Source organism: Streptomyces sp. NPDC001714 (genome assembly GCF_042892755.1).
GTDB lineage: Bacteria > Actinomycetota > Actinomycetes > Streptomycetales > Streptomycetaceae > Streptomyces.
Window position 1 is genome coordinate 127,084 of record NZ_JBIAUL010000001.1, and the last position, 15,967, is coordinate 143,050.

Sequence of the window (15,967 nt, forward strand, 5' to 3'; positions counted from 1 at the left end):
GACCGACCGATGAAGGAGACGAACGTGCAGGCGGTCAACTGCCCCTTCAATTTCAGCAAGTCCCTCGACTTCGACCCGGCCCTGGCCGGCTTGATGGCGCGTGAGTCCCTCGGCACCATCCGGCTGCCGTACGGCGAGTCGGACGCCTGGCTGGTCACCAGGTTCGAGTCGGTGCAGCAGGTGACCACGGACCCCCGGTTCAGCCGGGCCGGGATCATCGAGCACGACTATCCGCGCATGACGGCCGAGCCGATCGTCTCCCCCGAGTCGATCAACGTGATGGACCCGCCGCACAGCAGCCGGATCCGGCATATGGCCACCCAGGCCTTCACCGAGCGCCATGTGGACCGCATGCGGGGCCGCATCACCCTGCTCGCGGACCGGCTGCTGGACGAGATGGAGGCCGAGGGCCCGCCGGCCGACCTGGTCCGGCACCTGTCCAACACTCTTCCGCAGCACACCATCCTGGATCTGCTGGGCATCGAGCGCGCCGAGTGGCCCCGGATGCAGGAGTTGGTCCGCCGGCTCCTGGTGGTCGGCGCGGGCAACCGGGACGTCGCCCGCGCGGCCAAGGAGGACCTGACGGCCTACTTCACCGAGCTCGTCGCCGAACGCCGGAAAAACCCCGGCACGGACATCATCAGCGTGCTCGCCGAGGTGCGGGACGGCGAGGACCAGCTCGACGACCGGGAACTGGCCGTCCTGGCCCTGACCTTCACACTCAGCGGCCAGGACACGGCGACCTGCCAGATCAGCAACATCGCGTATCTGCTGCTGACCCGTCCGGAGCTGGCGGAGTACGCCCACGAGCACCGGAAGGACCTGACGGACTTCCTCCACGAACTGCTCCGGTACATCCCCTTCCGCAAGGGCGTGGGCATTCCCCGGGTGGCGCTGGAGGACGTCGAGATGGACGGGGTGGTCATCCGGCGCGGCGACTTCGTCCACGTCTCGTACCTGGCGGCCAACCGCGACCCGGACCGCTATCCGGATCCGCACGAGATCGTGCCCGACCGTCCCGTCGCTCCCCACATGACCTTCGGCTGGGGCGGCCACCGGTGTGTCGCGGTCCCCCTGGCGATGGCCGAACTGGAGGTCGCCGTGGACCGCCTCCTGGACCGCTTCCCCACGCTCCGTCTGGCGGTGCGCCCGGAGGAGGTCCGCTGGGACACCGAGACCATCCGCCGGTTCCCGCTGGAGCTGCCGGTGGCCTGGTAGGCCGTACGACATCGCCGCGCCCGCCGCTTCGAGTGGCGGGCGCGGCGATGTCGTACGGACCGGGGCCGGGGCCGGCGTGTCCGGGCGGGAGAGTTGGTCTGTCGTATCCAGTACAGAACCGAACACTCCGGGGCAGCATCTGGGGAGAACGGATGGTGCAGGCTTCTCCCGGATCGGAGCACCCCTGGATGAGAAGTGTCCACGACATCGTCGTGAACCTGGTCGCCGCGGCACTGGCCTTCGTCTTCGGCAGGTTCTACGACCGGCTGCGCGCCCTGTGGCGGTTCCGCAGTGTCCGGGCCTTCTGGAAGCCGTTCGTCACCGACGACCTCAAGGTCGTCACGTCGATCTTCATCCAGGAGGAGCACTACATCTGGGAACGGTCCGGCCTCGTGGGAGTCGGGGACGTGATGGCGTTGAACGAACTGCGCCAGCAGCTCCAGCGGGCGAGCGTGGAGTCGCTGCCGCTGACCTCCAGTCACCAACTGACCGGGATGGAACGGCGCGGCAACCTCATACTGGTCGGCGGCCCGCACTCCAACCAGGTGACCGCCGAGGTCATGCAACGACTCCCGCTCACCTTCCGCTTCGGTTCGGTCGACGTGCACGACGCGAACATCTACGACGCCTCGACGGGTGAGGTCATGCGGTGTGCCGTCGACGGCAGGGACCAACTCCTCGTCGACCAGGGCATCGTGATCCGGGCGGTCAATCCGTTCAATCCGGCACGACGCGTCGTCATCCTCGCCGGCAGCTTCGGCTTCGGCACCAGCGCGGCGGCCCAACTGCTGGCCCTGCCGGACCTGTTGGGGCACCCTCTCGTGGCGGCGGACCAGGCCTTCGAAGCGACCTTCTCGGTCGAGATAGCAGGCGGAACACCCCAGCGGATCGAACTGAGAACCGTGCGAGGTCTCGACTCCAGGCTGCTCCCGGCCGGTGCGGGGTGACACGTCCGGGAACGTGACGCCGGGGCGTGGGACGCGCGGCGGTGTCTCAGGAGTCGGTGGCCAGGCGATCCAGCCACTCGCTCATGAGGTGCTGTTCGGCTCGGCTGAGGGTGGTCTGGTCGGGGAGGGAGGCGCGCAGGGCGCGGGCGGCGCCGGCGGGGCCGGTGGCGCGTACGGCGGGCTTCTCGGTGGTGACGGCCGTGACCATCGCCTCGCGGAGGGTCGTCAGCAGGGCCGGGTCGCGGTCGGCCTCCGGCATGGACAGCCAGGTGAGGACGGCACCGCGGGCCGTCGCGTGGATGACGTTGGCCGCGAGGGCCTCGCCGACGCGCAGCCGGCCGCCGACGGCCAGCCGCCGGACCCGGCCCTTGAGGATCTCCAGCCCCGTCCGGAAGGCGGGCGAGTCGCTGCGCGCGACGTCGCCGTACATGAGCGAGTACAGCGCGGGGTTCTCCAGGCCGAACCGGACCGCCAGGTCCCAGCTGTCCCGCAGGTCCTGGATCGGGTCCTCGGGGTCCGGGACGACGCGCTTGCTCGCGAGGAACGTGGCGAAGCCGTGCTCGGCCACCGCCTCCAGCAGCCCCTCCTTGTCGCCGAACAGCCGGTAGATGGCCGGGGGCTGGAGCCCCGCGGCGACGGCGACCGCGCGGGTGGTGACGGCGTCCCGCCCCTCACGCTCCAGCAGCCCGATGGCGGCGTCGATGACGCGCTGCCGGGTGTCGGGTGCGGAGCCGGTGGCGGCGGCGGTCGTGTCACGTGATCCCGAGGGCATGTATCAACGATATCGCGCACTTGCTTCCAACGTTAGTATCAGTGTTATCGTCTAAGCGTTTCCATTGATAGCAACGTCGTCGTTGGAGGGCATCGTGATCATCGTGACCGGAGCCACCGGGCAGCTCGGCAGCCAGATCGTGGAGCGGCTGCTCGCCCGCGTACCCGCGGACCGGGTCGGCGTCAGCGTCCGCGAGCCGAGGAAGGCGCAGGCTCTCGCGGACCGGGGTGTGCGGGTACGGCAGGGCAGCTTCACCGATCCGGCCGGTCTGGCGCACGCCTTCGAGGGCGCGTCCCAGATCCTGATCGTCTCCGTCGACCGGATGGGCGAGGAGACCGTACGGCAGCACCGCACCGCCATCGACGCGGCCGTCGCGGCCGGCGCCCGCCGCGTCGTCTACACCGCGCAGATGGGCGCGAGCCCCACCTCCCGCTTCCAGGCCTGCCGCGACCACGCGGCCACGGAGGAGGCCCTCGCCGCCTCGGGCGTCCCCTGGACCTCCCTCCGCAACGGCTTCCACGCGGCCAGCGGCCTCGACTTCCTCGCCCCGGGCCTGGCATCCGGGGAGGTGGCCCTGCCCGCCGACGGCCCGGTCTGCTGGACGGCACACGCCGACCTGGCGGAGGCGGCGGCGGTGATCCTGGCGGACGAGGGCCGCTTCGAGGGGCCGACGCCCTCACTGACGGGCTCCGAGGCGCTCACCTTCGCCGACCTCGCCTCGCTCGCGACCGAACTCACGGGCCGCCCGTGCACCAGGACCACCGCGCCCGACGACACGTTCCGCGCGCACCTGGTGGACGGCGGCGTCCCCGCCGAGACGGCCGGCCAACTCCTGACCATCTTCACCGCCGCCCGCGAGGGCGAGTTCGCGACCCCCGACCCCACCCTGGCGAAGCTGATCGGCCGCGAACCCACCTCCCTGCGCACGCTGTTGCGTGAGCACCTCGCCCGGCGGGGCGGATCCGTCCGAGCCGTCCCGGGAGCCGACCGGTCCCAGCCGGCGCGGCCGTGACCGGCCTCGGTGTCGGCGAAGAGAATGAGAGGACTTCTCTTCTGGCGGCGGCTCTTCCCTTCCGGAGGCGGCAGTTGATCAGGCGGTGGCGATCAGATACGCCTGCGGACTCGTCTCCCCCAGTCCCGCGTCCGCTTCCCGCACCGTGCGGGAGTGGAGCCGGAAGCCGGCCTCGGTCAGCAGCCGCGTCATCTCCTCCGGCCGCCGCCGCTGGAAGTCCAGTGCCACCGGATGCCCCCACGGGTCCTCGAACCGGCGTGTCGCGTCCCCCACCTGGAAGGCGAGGAGCAGATGGCCTCCCGGCCTCAGTACCCTCATGAACTCCGCGAACAGCGACGGCAGATGGTCGTCCGGGGTGTGGATGGACGAGTACCAGCACACCACCCCGTCCAAGGCGGCGTCCGCCACGGCCAGTTCCAGCATCGAGCCCTGGACGAAGCGGAGGCCGGGGTTCTCGCGGCGGGCGACGGCGAGCATCGAGGTGGAGAGGTCGAGGCCGAAGACGCGGAGGCCGAGCCCGGCCAGCCGGCCCGTGACGCGGCCGGGTCCGCAGCCGAGGTCGGCCACCGTGCCGCCTGGGCCGACGAGTTCGGCGTAGGCGGCCAACAGAGCGCGGTCCAGGGGTCGGTTGGCGACGTCTTCGCGGAAGTGGTCGGCGTAGTCTTCGGCGATCGCGTCGTAGAACGTACGTGTGGCGGTGAGGAATTCGGCGGTCATGGCCGCGGACCCTAGCGGGCGGCACTGACATCAGCGTCCCGACCGGGCGCTGGGGGTATCCCCGGCCGAAGGCCGGCGCAGGAACCGCGCGACCAGCCGCAAGGGCGCCGCGGTCGAGCGGCGACGCCTCACGGCCCTTCCGGCGGAGCGCTCAGCCGACTCCGGCCACCCGCAGCAGCGCCGTCACCGCCGCGGCCCCCAGGACCACGACCACGAACGGCGCCCTGAACCAGGCCAGTACGCCCGCCGCCAGCACCCCGGCCGGGCGGGCGAAGCCCGCGAAGCCGCCGTCCTCGGTCAGCGCGCCGGTGGCCAGCAGGGCCACCAGGAGCACCACCGCCCCCGCCGACGCCAGCTCCTGGACCCGCGCCGGGATCTCCACCCGGCCGTGCAGCGCCGGGCCCACCAGGCGGAAGGCGTACGTGCCGAGGGAGAGGGCCAGGATCATGACCACGGTCGCGTTCATCGTCGTACCCCCGGACGTGTGAACAGGCCCAGAAGGGCGAGGAGGACCGGGATCCCGGCGGGGACGGCGGGGGTCACCGCGAGGGCGATCGCCGCGCCGAGCAGGGCGGCGCGGCGTACGCCCGGGTCCGCGCGGAGGGCGGGCAGGACCAGGGCGGCCAGCACCGCCGGGAACGCCGCGTCCAGGCCGTAGCGGTCGGTGTCGCCGAGGGCGCTGCCCGCGAGGGCGCCGGCGAGCACCCCCACGTTCCAGGCGGCGAACAGGCCGAGGCCCGAGACCCAGAACGCGGCGCGGCGGCGGGCCGGGTCCGGCTGGGCCAGCGCGAAGGCGACCGTCTCGTCGGTGACCAGGTGGGCGCCGAGCAGGCGGGTGGCCCGGCCGGGGCCGAGCAGGCCGGCGACGGCGAGGCTGAAGGCCGCCGCCCGGGTGTTGAGGAGCAGGCCGGTGGCCGCGGCCGCCAGCGGGCCGCCGCCGGCGAGCAGCACGCCGACGGCGCTGAACTGGGCCGAGCCCGCGTAGACGACGAGGGACATCAGGACCGGGACCCACACGGGCAGGCCGCCGGCGACGCTGACCGCGCCGAAGGAGACGCCGACGATCCCGCCGGCCAGCCAGACGAGTGAACTGTCCCGGACCAGGGAGGCCGTCCTCCGCGGCCGGGTCGCTCGTCGAGCGATTCGGGTTGTTCGGTTTGGCGAACGCATGTTCTTTACAGTGAACGAGTAGAGTGTGTTCGTCAAGGCGAACGGTCGTACCGATGGAGCGAACGAACGAGATGTCCGAGGCAACCAGCCGGCCGGACCGGCTTCCCATGGAGTGGATCGCCGGGTCGCTGAAGCGTGAGCGGGCCCGGGCCGGGCTCTCCCTGTCCGAGCTGGCCAAACGGGCCGGTGTCGCGAAGTCGACGCTGTCCCAGCTGGAGGCGGGCGGCGGGAACCCGAGCGTGGAGACGCTGTGGTCGCTGGGGGTGGCGCTGGGCGTGCCGTTCAGCGCGCTGGTCGAGCCGCCGGTGTCCGGCGTTCAGGTGATCCGGGCGGGGGAGGGGCCCACGGTTACGTCGGAGCGGGCCGACTTCGCCGCCACCCTGCTGTCCTCCTGCCCGCCCGGCGTCCGTCGCGACATCTACCACCTGCGGATGGAGCCGGGCGTGGCGCGGGAGTCCGAACCGCACATTCCGGGAACCGTCGAGCATCTCGTCCTATGCGGCGGGCAGGTTAAGGCGGGGCCACGCGGAGAAGCCGTCGAATTGAACCCCGGGGATTATCTGACCTATCGCGGCGATGTTCCGCATGTGTACGAGGCGCTGGTGCCCGGCACCACGTTCGTGCTGGTGATGCAGCACGTGTAAGCGGGGTCCGGAAAAGGCAGGAGCCCCGTCGCCTGTCGGCGCGGGGCTCCTTGGGTACTGCACTCAGTCTGCGATCAGACTTGGTTTGTCTGGGATCAGACGGGGGTGACGTTCTCCGCCTGCGGACCCTTCGGGCCCTGCGTGACGTCGAAGCTCACCTGCTGGTTCTCCTCCAGGGAGCGGAACCCGCTGGCGTTGATCGCGGAGTAGTGGACGAAGACGTCGGGGCCGCCGCCTTCCTGGGCGATGAAACCAAAGCCCTTTTCGGCGTTGAACCACTTCACGGTTCCGGTAGCCATAAGCCCTCCTTGGGCCCAAAGGGTCGCCCTGCTCCAGAACCTGCAAGTGTGAAAACAAACTAAGTGCCGCACAACTGCATATGTCTGAAAACTACGAGAGCCCGCGGTTACATGCTCCGCAGGCTCTGTACTGCAAGGGAAACCAAACTGCAACTTGCGGCGAGCCTAGCATGTAGGCAGCCGAAAGCAACAGAGGCCAAGATCACGTCACCCGGACGTTTGAATGCCCCCGGGAGTGGGTTGACCGTGGGGATGGCCGGGACACCAGGGGTGGGGGCGGTCCCAGCACCGTACCCCATGGGGTCTAGTCTCGCGATGTGGACAATTCTCGCACCCGGCCGCGCGTCGGCCACATCCAGTTCCTGAACTGCCTGCCCCTCTACTGGGGGCTCGCGAGAACCGGCACCCTCCTCGACTTCGAGCTGACCAAGGACACCCCTGAGAAGCTCAGCGAGCAGCTGGTGCGCGGCGACCTCGACATCGGGCCCATCACCCTCGTCGAGTTCCTGCGCAACGCCGACGACCTGGTCGCCTTCCCGGACATCGCCGTCGGCTGCGACGGCCCGGTGATGTCCTGCGTGATCGTCTCGCAGGTGCCGCTGGACCGACTGGACGGCCGCCGGGTCGCCCTCGGCTCCACCTCGCGCACCTCGGTCCGCCTCGCCCAGCTGCTGCTCGCCGACCGTTACGGCGTCCAGCCCGACTACTACACCTGCCCGCCCGACCTCAGCCTGATGATGCAGGAGGCGGACGCGGCGGTGCTGATCGGCGACGCCGCCCTGCGCGCCAACCTGCTGGACGGCCCGCGCTACGGCCTCCAGGTCCACGACCTCGGCGCGCTGTGGAAGGAGTGGACGGGCCTGCCGTTCGTCTTCGCGGTGTGGGCGGCGCGCCGTGACTACCTGGAGCGCGAACCGCACATCACCCGTGAGGTGCACGGCGCCTTCCTCGAATCCCGCAACCTCTCCCTGGAGGAGGTCGCCAAGGTCGCCGAACAGGCCGCCCGCTGGGAGGCCTTCGACGAGGCGACCCTCGCCCAGTACTTCACCACCCTCGACTTCAGCTTCGGCACGGCACAGCTGGCGGCGGTGGCGGAGTTCGCCCGCCGGGTGGGCCCGACGACCGGGTTCGCGGCGGACGTGAGGGTCGATCTGCTGAGCGCCCCGTAGGGGCGCCGGGGGTACCCCCGGCCGAAGGCCGGGGGAGGAACTGCGCGATCAACCCCCACCGGCCCGCGGCAAAGGAACCGCCCAACCCGCGGAGCCAATAGGCTGCTGTCGAACTCTCTGGGGGTGAGGGCGCATGCAGCCGCTCGCGGGCGACGAACCCACGGCCGTCGGGCCGTACCGGCTGCTCGGCCGGCTCGGCTCCGGCGGCATGGGCCGCGTCTACCTGGGCCGTTCGGCCGGCGGCCGCTCCGTCGCCGTCAAGATCGTGCACCCGCACTTCGCGCTGGACGAGGAGTTCCGCGCCCGCTTCCGCCGCGAGGTGCAGGCCGCGCGGCGGGTCGGCGGCGCCTGGACGGCCTCCGTCCTGGACGCCGACCCGGACGCGCCCGTGCCCTGGGTCGCCACGGCCTACGCGGCCGGTCCCTCCCTGACGGCTGCCGTGACCGACGGCGGCCCGCTGCCCGCGCACACGGTACGGGCGCTGGGCGCAGGGCTCGCCGAAGCGCTGACCGCGGTGCACGAACTGGGCCTCGTGCACCGGGACGTGAAGCCGTCGAACGTGCTCCTGACCCTCGACGGGCCGCTCCTCATCGACTTCGGCATCGCCCGCGCCACGGACGGCACGGCGTCCCTGACGTCGTCGGGGGTGTCGATCGGCTCGCCCGGATACATGTCCCCGGAGCAGATCCTCGGCAAGGGCGCCACGGGCGCCGCGGACGTCTTCTCCCTCGGCGCGGTGCTGGCGTACGCGGCGAACGGGGCACCGCCCTTCCCCGGGGACTCCTCGGCCGCTCTGCTCTACAGGGTCGTCCACGAGGAGCCCGAACTCGGCTCGCTCGGCGGTGAGCTGCGGGAGGTGGCCGAGGCCTGCCTCGCGAAGGAGCCGGGGCGGCGGCCGGCCCCGGCGGAGGTGGCCCGGCGGCTGGCTCCGGAGGGGGCCGCACAGCTGGTGGCGGGCGGATGGCTGCCGGGGGCGCTGGTGGAGCGGGTGAGCCGGAGTGCCGTGGAGGTGCTGAACCTGGAGGCGGCGGAGGCCGTGCCGGCCGCGGCACCGGCGTCCGGGCCGGTGGAGTTCAGCACCCCGTTCGTGGCCGGGGAGTTCGGGCCGCCGCCGACGGTGCCGCCCGCGGTCGTACCCGCCGTCGTACCGGAGCCGCGGGATGCCGCGCCCACGTCGCAGGGGACGCCCGGGAAGCCCGGCAAGGTGTCCGTGAGCGTCGCCGCGACCGCCGTACCCGGGGAGGGCGGGCGTGGCCGCCGGGTGAGCTGTACGGTCGCGCTCGCGGTGGCCGGCGCGCTGGCGGTGGCCACCGTCGGGGTGGGATTCCTGGTGAAGCCGTTCCTCGGGACCGACGGAGATGACGCGAGCAGCGGCACGGGTGCCGCCGCCAAGCCGCCCTCGACGTCCGCGTCGTCCCCCTCCGGCGGCGGAAGGATCCCGGCCGCCTACCTCGGCACCTGGCAGGGCTCGGCCACCGCCCTGTCCGGCAACCTGCCCATCGGCACCTTCCGGGTCACCGTCGAACAGGCGGCGGTCGGCGAGGAGCTGGGCCGCCTGCGGCAGACCGACCAGCTGGGCGGGGTCTGCACCGACATCCTGACCCTGAAGTCGGTGACGGCGGCCAGGCTCGTCGCCTCCTCGACCGGCGCCGAGGGCAACCACGACGGCTGCGACCCCGGCACGAACACCGTCTACCTGACCCCGAGCCACGGCGACCTGGTCTACACGTCGGACAGCTCCGCGGAGGGGAACCCGGTGGCGGTGATGTCGAAGGCGGGGGACTGAAGGAACTCGGGGACCCCCGCCGTTCGACCGCTCACGGCTACTGCGGGGTCGTCACCGTGACGTGCTCCCCGCTGCCCAGGTGCAGCATGCCCTTGCCGGGCTGGATCGGGCCGCCCACCATGGCCCGGGTGGTCCGGATGCCGATCAGCTCGCCGGAACCGGACTCCTGCGGGGAGAGCAGGATGCCCCGGCGGGCCTTCTTGGCGTCGACCTGCCAGCCGGAGAAGCCGTCGCAGATCTCGTCCTCGTCACCGGCGATGACGACGGCGAGCCCCTCCTCGGTGCCGCGCTCCACGATCCGCTTGAAGACGTCCTCGGCGTCGCAGTCGTCCAGCACCTCGGCGTCGTCGACCAGCACGACGATCGGCTCGGCCGGGGACGCCGACGCGAGTACCTCCGTCAGCTCGTCCTCGTCCACGTCCCGTCCGGTGAAGACCTTCAACACGCCTTCCCGGCCCTCCAGTTCACGCAGCGGCGACTGGCGGGGCGCGGCCACGACGATCCGTACGCCGTTCGCGAGGTACGAGCGGGCGAAGCCCAACAGGGTCGTGGAGCGGCCCGACTTGGCGGGCCCGCCGATCACGAACGCGGGAACGCCCTGGGCCAGGTCCGGGCCGAAGGCGGTGAGTTCGTCGCCGCCGACACCGACCAGGGCCCACAGCGGGGAGGCCGCCGCGGCCGGGGTGCGCATCGCCCAGGCGTCCTCGAAGGAGATCCGGCTGGGCAGCACGTCCACCCGGAACGGCCGCCGGGAGCGCTCCACCTGGGCGTCGCGGGCCTCGGCCGCCTCGCCGATCGCGACGATCGCCGCGTTCTGGCCCTGACCGGTGGTGTCCGCGGAGAGCAGCGCGAACTGCGTCTCGGCGGCCGTCTCGCTGCGGAAGGCGCGGCCGGGCGGGATCTCCTCCGGAACCTTGCGGGAGTTGATGTCCAGCATCGAGAAGTCGGCGCGGTCGGCGAGCCGCAGACCGTACTTGTCCTCGGTGAGGGAGGAGATCCGGCCGGCCAGGATCTGCCGGTCACCGGTGAGGACGAGATGGATGCCGACGCTCGCGCCCTCCCGCATCATCACCATGATCTGGTCGGTGAGGTCACCGTGGTTGAGCTCGCCGAGGGTGGGCAGCCAGCCCTCCCAGCGGTCCAGCAGCAGCACGATGTGCGGCAGCCGCTCCGCCTCCGGTACGGCGGCCCGCTGCTCCCCGATGTCCGCGAACCCCCGGTCCGCGAGCAGCTCCTGACGGCGACTCAGCTCGCCGGAGAGGCGGGCCATGAGCCGTTCCACCCGCTCGGTCTGGTTGCGGCCGACGACGGCACCGCAGTGCGGCAGCCGGGTCAGCGCGTTCAGCGCGCCGTTGCCGCAGTCGATGCCGTACAGGTGCACGTCGGCACAGGAGTTGGTGCGGGCCAGCGAACCGGCGATGGTGCGCAGCACCTGCGAGCGTCCGGTGCGCGGGGCACCGGCGATGATGAGGTGCCCGAAGGTCGCGAAGTCGACGGCGACCGCACGGCGCGCCTGGTCGGCGGGCAGGTCCTCGACGCCGTACGGGGCGGCGGGCAGCGCGCCCTGCGCCTGCACGGCCGGCACGTCGTCGAGCAGCAGCATGTCGTCGAGGGCGGGCAGCCACGGCGAGTGCTGGGCCGGGATCCGCAGAGCGGTGTTGGCCTCGCGCACGGCGTCGACGAGCACCTTCAGGTCGGTGATCTCGTCGTCCTCCTTCGCCTCGGACTTCGGCTTGCGCAGCGCGGCCCGCCCGAGGTCCTGCCAGGACAGCGCCCCGGCCCAGGGCGCGAGCGTGGCCGGGTCCGCGGCCCCCGGCCGCCGTCCGCCGACCCGTCCCGACTGGAAGGGGACCAGCGAGGCGTGCCCGAGGCGGACGTACGCCCGTCCCGGCGTGCTCTTCGCGATGTGCCCGGCGTCGGGCGCGTCGATGACGTCGGTCGACTCGCCGGCGTCGGTCACGCGCAGCGCGATCCGGAGGTTGGTGTTGGCGCGGATCTCGGGCGACACGACACCGGAGGGCCGCTGGGTGGCGAGCAGCAGGTGGATCCCGAGCGACCGCCCTCGCTGGGCGATGTTCACAAGTCCCGTGACGAAGTCGGGCAGATCACGCACCATGGACGCGAACTCGTCGATGACGATGAGCAGTCGGGGGACGGGGGAGCGGGAGGGGTCCCTTCGGACGAGGTCCTGGTAGTCCTCGATGTCCTTGGCGTCGGCGGCGGCGAGGATGTGCTCGCGCCGCTTCAGCTCCGCCCCCAGCGACTCCAGGGCCCGCTCCACGAGGTGGGCGTCGAGGTCGGTGACCATGCCGACGGTGTGCGGCAGCTTCACGCAGTCCTTGAACGCCGAGCCACCCTTGTAGTCGACGAGCACGAAGGTCATGTTCTCGGGGGTGTTGGCGACGGCCAGCGCGGCCACGATGGTCTGCAGCAGCTCGGACTTGCCGGAACCGGTGGTACCGGCGATGAGCCCGTGCGGCCCGTCGCGCCGCAGGTCGATGCCGAACGGCCCGTCGTACGACTCCCCGATGACGGCCATCGTCGACTGCCCGCCCATCCGCCAGCGCGCGGCGATCGCGTCCCGCGTGGGCGGCTCCAGCTGGAGCACGTCGAGCAGCCGGCTGGCGGCGGGCAGGGCGGAGTCCTCGCTCTCGCCGCTGATGTCGCGGAGCGGGGAGAGCGAGCGGGCGAGCCGCGCGCACCAGGCGGCGGAGACGAAGTCGGGCCGCACGTTCCGCTTGCGCAGCGCCCCGCTCTGCTCGACGCGCAGCCGCAACTCCAGGTCCTGCGGCGCCTGTTCCTCGCCGCCGCCACTCTGCGGATGCCAGGCCTGGAAGGACGGGAACCCGCCGACGGCCTGCTGCGCCACGGGCGCCGCTTGAACGGTTTCCTTACCGGCTCGCGGCTCGGCGACCACGACCCCCTGGCACTCCCCGGGCAGGAACCGCTCCTCCTCGTCGAGGCAGATGGACCGGATGGCGACGCCCGGCCCCTCCTTCAGCAGCCGTACGACACCGGGCATGGACCGCAGCCGCCGTGACCCGTCCCACACCACCACGATGTCGGGATCCGAGAACGCCGGGCCGTCCGTCTTGCTCCGCCCGCCCTTCTGCAGGGCCTTCTGCCGGCCGTCGAGCAGCTGGGTGAGCTCGCCGACACGGGCGCCGACGGTCTCGGAGTCGGTGCCGATGAGGACGTTCACGTCCTGCCCGCCGCCCGGTCGGACATGCGGCAGCCAGCGCACCCAGTCCCACCGGTCACCGGCGTCGTGGTCGGTGAGGACGTAGAACTGCACGTCCATGGGGCTGTGCAGGACGGCGGTCTGGGCGACGGCCCAACGCCCCAGCGCATGCGCCGAATCCCCGGGCCCGGCGACCCCGATCACCCCGAGGTCGCGCAGCGAAAGACCGACCGGGGCGTCCTCGATGTACCAGCGGACCTTGCGCTTGTGCTCGTCCTGCTCAGGGTCGTCGAGCTCGACCTCGGAGGGCACGCGTCCGGTGCCGAACCGGATCAGCAGATGGTCGGCGTCGGTGCGCCGCCGCTCCCACAGCCGCGTCCGCGGCCCGGTGCCGTACGTCAGCACGGCGGCCGGATCCGGCACCGCGGCCCGCCGCTCCGACCGCTCCGCGACCAGCGCCTCCTGCGCCTCCCCCTCGATCCGCGCCTTGTGCTCCTTGTACTCCTTGAGCTGCTTGGCGTGGGACTTCCTGCCGTGCTTCTTGTCCATGAAGTAGTTGCCGAAGAGCATGAGGGGGCTCATCAGCGCCATGATCAGGTAGTACCAGCGCCCGAACATCATCACGGAGACGACGGCACCGACGAGCGGCAGCAGCGCCATCAGCCAGGGCAGCGGCCGGGCCTCGTAGTCGCCGAGCGGGTTGGGCAGCGAGAAGTGCGTCTGCCGTTCGGCGGGGCGCAGCCGCGGGGGCCGGTTGTAGTCGAGCCCGGCACCGTCGTCGGACCACTTGAGGGCGGCGTTGGGCGGGGTGTATCCGGCGATCTCGAGGAGGGTGTTGCCGAGGGCGAGTTGGGAGTTGAGGGGCCAGTCGTCGCCGCTGTGGAGTTCTTCCCCGTCGAGTCTGGCCTCTTCCACGTGTGTCTGCACTTTGCAGGTGCCGTCGATGGCGATGGTGAGGGTGGCGGCGCGGGCGGGCAGCTCGGGGTCCTCGACGCGGAGATGGGAGGCGGGCCCGCTGCCGATGTCGTACCGCCCGACCCCGAGCCGGTGCACGGCGCCGGCGGCCGGACCGCCGGCGACCCGGAACTCGACGATGCCGGTGGGCTCACCGAGCAGACACCCGGCGGGATCGTGGAGACTGACGACGACACCGTCACGCAGCGGCGAGCCGACGACGGTCGCGGCGGGGTCGAGGGCGTACCCGTCGACGTAGGCGAGCGGCCCGGAGACGTGGACGGCGGCGGCCTGTTGGCGGCCCGCGCCGATGGGTATGACCTGGGCGCCGCCCTCTCCGGGGTCCGGATACCCCAGACCGACCTGCCGGGCCAGCTCCCTTGCGACGTCACCGACGGTCGACTCGGGATCCGCGTCGAGCACCACGTCGGCGGTGGCACCGCCGACCGGGTCGACGACGGTCAGACTCAGGCGCACGTTCCGTCCCCCAACACACCGAGAGCACCCAACACAGTGGAAGTGACCTTAGCCGTCCGCTCTTTCCCGGGTGCAACGGGATGTGGACGGTTCACGATTCCGCCGCACAAGGACCGTGCGGTCCCACGCGTCACCCCCGTAGGATCTTTGCTCGTGCGGACGGCCATGCCATGGCCAAGGATCCGCGCGAACGGTGCCACGGGGGAAGGCCCTGAGGCCACACGAACGGGAGGGAGCCGTCATGGCCGGCAAAGACACGGATCTTACATATGCCGAGATGGAGAAGGTCGCGGGCGACCTGATCAAGGACATGCACGAGCTTGAGGACAAGATCAAGAACGTCGAGAAGCGCGTCTCCGCCCTGGTGGAGAACGGCTTCACCACCCAGAAGGCCTCGGGAGCGTACGACGACTCCATGAAGGACTTCACGAAGGGCGCGACGAAGACGATCCAGGGCCTGCACGGGCTGTCCGACTTCCTGAAGAAGGCCAAGGAAGCGTACGAGCAGCTGGACGACTCGCTGGCGAAGCAGGCCAAGGGCTAGTAAAGTCCGAGGTCATCGAACGACTGGGTGCGACGGAGCATGTGCTGTGCTCCGTCGCTCCCGGCTGTCAGGCCTCGGTGACTCTGGCCTCGCCCGGCTGCTGTTGGCGCGCCAGGTACGTGTGCAGTTCGCTGCGCCACTCCTCGGTCGTCAGCGTGAGCCATGAGCCGTCCTTGAACCGCAGGAGCAGCCTGTCGTTCTCGAACTCGGGGAGCGGGTCCGTGAGGACGGCGTCCCCGGCCGGAATCTCGGCGACGACCTGCGTGAGGGCGTCACGGCGGATGGACACGCGCTGGGGCGGAGCGGCCAGCAGGATGCGGTTCCCGGCAAGCGCGACCAGGCGTTGGTGGTGGGAGGAATGGCTGTACCACTGCAGGAGGAAGCGGCCGGCGGCTCCGTTCCAGTCGCCGTCGAAGGTCTTGTCCAGGCCGAGTTCGACGACGGCCGCGTCCCGCCGCTTCCTGTCGAGCTGCGCGGCGCGGTGGCGCTCTTGTTCTCCCGTGGTCGACAGCATGCGCTTGACGGCCTCCTCGGCCGCGCCGATGAGACCCAGCAACTTCCCGATGTACAGCAGGGGGGTCCCCAGAGCGACACCGAGCATGCCGAGCGGTGGCATGGAGGCAGGGCGCAACGGCCCCGATCCGGCTGCCCGCTGGACCTCGGTGGGTGGTTCGGGAATCTTGCCGATCGTGCACCAGGCTGCTGCGTCCGGTGTGACGCCGAGTCGGTCCCGTATGGTGCGGTCGGTGCTCGTGGACAAAACCCGTCCCACCTTCCAAGTCGTTTGCCGATGGCCGACAGAATCAGGTACGACCTTGACATGATCAAGGGGTGCTCGCGGACCTGGGTAAGCTCCACAACGAGTTCGATCAGCACGGGAACTCTGCGGATGGCTGTGAGGGCGAACTGGGGCACGGTGGCCTGAAGGACGCTTTCGACGAGTTCAGTGCCACCTGGAAGAAGACGCGCAAGAAACGGTCGAAGGAACTCAACAAGCTGGCCTACTGCATTGGAACTGCAGCCCAGAAGTACGAAGAGATCGACCACAAGTTGGCGAAGGCCATTGCCGAGTGAGTG

The 15,967-nt window shown here is 71.3% G+C and carries 15 protein-coding genes; 8 read left to right on the forward strand and 7 right to left on the reverse strand.

Translation table 11 applies throughout. The annotated features are described in order from the left end of the window. Positions 1-9: 9 nt before the first annotated feature. Together ACFY0P_RS00620 and ACFY0P_RS00625 are read left to right on the forward strand one after the other, a co-directional pair. A complete protein-coding gene (locus ACFY0P_RS00620; RefSeq protein ID WP_388907249.1) occupies positions 10-1,218 on the forward strand; it encodes a cytochrome P450 in 1,209 nt (402 codons plus the stop codon). Between the two features lie 188 nt (positions 1,219-1,406). Next, positions 1,407-2,165 (forward strand): hypothetical protein, encoded by a 759-nt coding sequence (locus ACFY0P_RS00625; RefSeq protein ID WP_388905734.1) that lies wholly within the window; start codon positions 1,407-1,409, stop codon positions 2,163-2,165. Positions 2,166-2,211: 46 nt separating this feature from the next. Here the strand turns inward: ACFY0P_RS00625 and ACFY0P_RS00630 are convergent, their stop codons facing one another. Next, complete coding sequence (locus ACFY0P_RS00630; RefSeq protein ID WP_388905736.1) at positions 2,212-2,937, reverse strand: TetR/AcrR family transcriptional regulator; 726 nt, start codon at positions 2,935-2,937, stop codon at positions 2,212-2,214. 94 nt (positions 2,938-3,031) lie between these two features. Here ACFY0P_RS00630 and ACFY0P_RS00635 point away from each other — a divergent pair, with 94 nt between their 5' ends. Further along, entirely contained in the window at positions 3,032-3,949 is a 918-nt protein-coding gene (locus tag ACFY0P_RS00635; RefSeq protein WP_388905738.1) for an NAD(P)H-binding protein, read from the forward strand. Positions 3,950-4,027: 78 nt separating this feature from the next. Here ACFY0P_RS00635 and ACFY0P_RS00640 read toward each other — a convergent pair whose 3' ends face one another. The 3 genes from ACFY0P_RS00640 to ACFY0P_RS00650 all read right to left on the reverse strand — a co-directional run bounded on the left by ACFY0P_RS00640 (position 4,028) and on the right by ACFY0P_RS00650 (position 5,836). Then, positions 4,028-4,666 carry a class I SAM-dependent DNA methyltransferase gene (locus ACFY0P_RS00640; RefSeq protein WP_388905740.1) on the reverse strand — a complete coding sequence of 213 codons (639 nt, stop codon included), beginning with the start codon at positions 4,664-4,666 and terminating at the stop codon, positions 4,028-4,030. 151 nt (positions 4,667-4,817) lie between these two features. Beyond that, entirely contained in the window at positions 4,818-5,132 is a 315-nt protein-coding gene (locus ACFY0P_RS00645; RefSeq protein ID WP_388905742.1) for an AzlD domain-containing protein, read from the reverse strand. Continuing rightward, complete coding sequence (locus ACFY0P_RS00650; RefSeq protein WP_388905745.1) at positions 5,129-5,836, reverse strand: AzlC family ABC transporter permease; 708 nt, start codon at positions 5,834-5,836, stop codon at positions 5,129-5,131. The genes ACFY0P_RS00645 and ACFY0P_RS00650 overlap by 4 nt, the downstream gene beginning before the upstream one ends. A 71-nt stretch (positions 5,837-5,907) precedes the next feature. Between ACFY0P_RS00650 and ACFY0P_RS00655 the strand changes: the two genes are divergently transcribed. Then, positions 5,908-6,480: a helix-turn-helix domain-containing protein gene (locus ACFY0P_RS00655; protein WP_388905747.1), complete on the forward strand. Its 573-nt coding sequence runs from the start codon at positions 5,908-5,910 to the stop codon at positions 6,478-6,480. A 95-nt stretch (positions 6,481-6,575) separates the two neighbouring features. Here the strand turns inward: ACFY0P_RS00655 and ACFY0P_RS00660 are convergent, their stop codons facing one another. Next, entirely contained in the window at positions 6,576-6,779 is a 204-nt protein-coding gene (locus tag ACFY0P_RS00660; protein WP_003992177.1) for a cold-shock protein, read from the reverse strand. Between the two features lie 317 nt (positions 6,780-7,096). Between ACFY0P_RS00660 and ACFY0P_RS00665 the strand changes: the two genes are divergently transcribed. Further along, positions 7,097-7,948 (forward strand): menaquinone biosynthetic enzyme MqnA/MqnD family protein, encoded by an 852-nt coding sequence (locus tag ACFY0P_RS00665; protein WP_388905749.1) that lies wholly within the window; start codon positions 7,097-7,099, stop codon positions 7,946-7,948. Between the two features lie 133 nt (positions 7,949-8,081). Continuing rightward, the gene (locus ACFY0P_RS00670; protein WP_388905752.1) at positions 8,082-9,734 is read left to right on the forward strand and encodes a serine/threonine-protein kinase; all 1,653 of its coding nucleotides are present in this window, start codon (positions 8,082-8,084) and stop codon (positions 9,732-9,734) included. Between the two features lie 37 nt (positions 9,735-9,771). On the opposite strand, the gene ACFY0P_RS00675 is transcribed toward ACFY0P_RS00670, so the two are convergent. Next, a complete protein-coding gene (locus ACFY0P_RS00675) occupies positions 9,772-14,346 on the reverse strand; it encodes an FtsK/SpoIIIE domain-containing protein (RefSeq protein WP_388905755.1) in 4,575 nt (1,524 codons plus the stop codon). Positions 14,347-14,587: 241 nt separating this feature from the next. Here ACFY0P_RS00675 and ACFY0P_RS00680 point away from each other — a divergent pair, with 241 nt between their 5' ends. Beyond that, positions 14,588-14,890 carry a WXG100 family type VII secretion target gene (locus tag ACFY0P_RS00680; RefSeq protein WP_093499785.1) on the forward strand — a complete coding sequence of 101 codons (303 nt, stop codon included), beginning with the start codon at positions 14,588-14,590 and terminating at the stop codon, positions 14,888-14,890. 67 nt (positions 14,891-14,957) lie between these two features. Here ACFY0P_RS00680 and ACFY0P_RS00685 read toward each other — a convergent pair whose 3' ends face one another. Beyond that, the gene (locus ACFY0P_RS00685; RefSeq protein WP_388905758.1) at positions 14,958-15,650 is read right to left on the reverse strand and encodes a hypothetical protein; all 693 of its coding nucleotides are present in this window, start codon (positions 15,648-15,650) and stop codon (positions 14,958-14,960) included. A 71-nt stretch (positions 15,651-15,721) separates the two neighbouring features. Between ACFY0P_RS00685 and ACFY0P_RS00690 the strand changes: the two genes are divergently transcribed. Further along, positions 15,722-15,964, forward strand: coding sequence for a hypothetical protein (locus ACFY0P_RS00690; protein ID WP_388905761.1), 243 nt, complete (start codon positions 15,722-15,724; stop codon positions 15,962-15,964). Positions 15,965-15,967 lie beyond the last annotated feature (3 nt).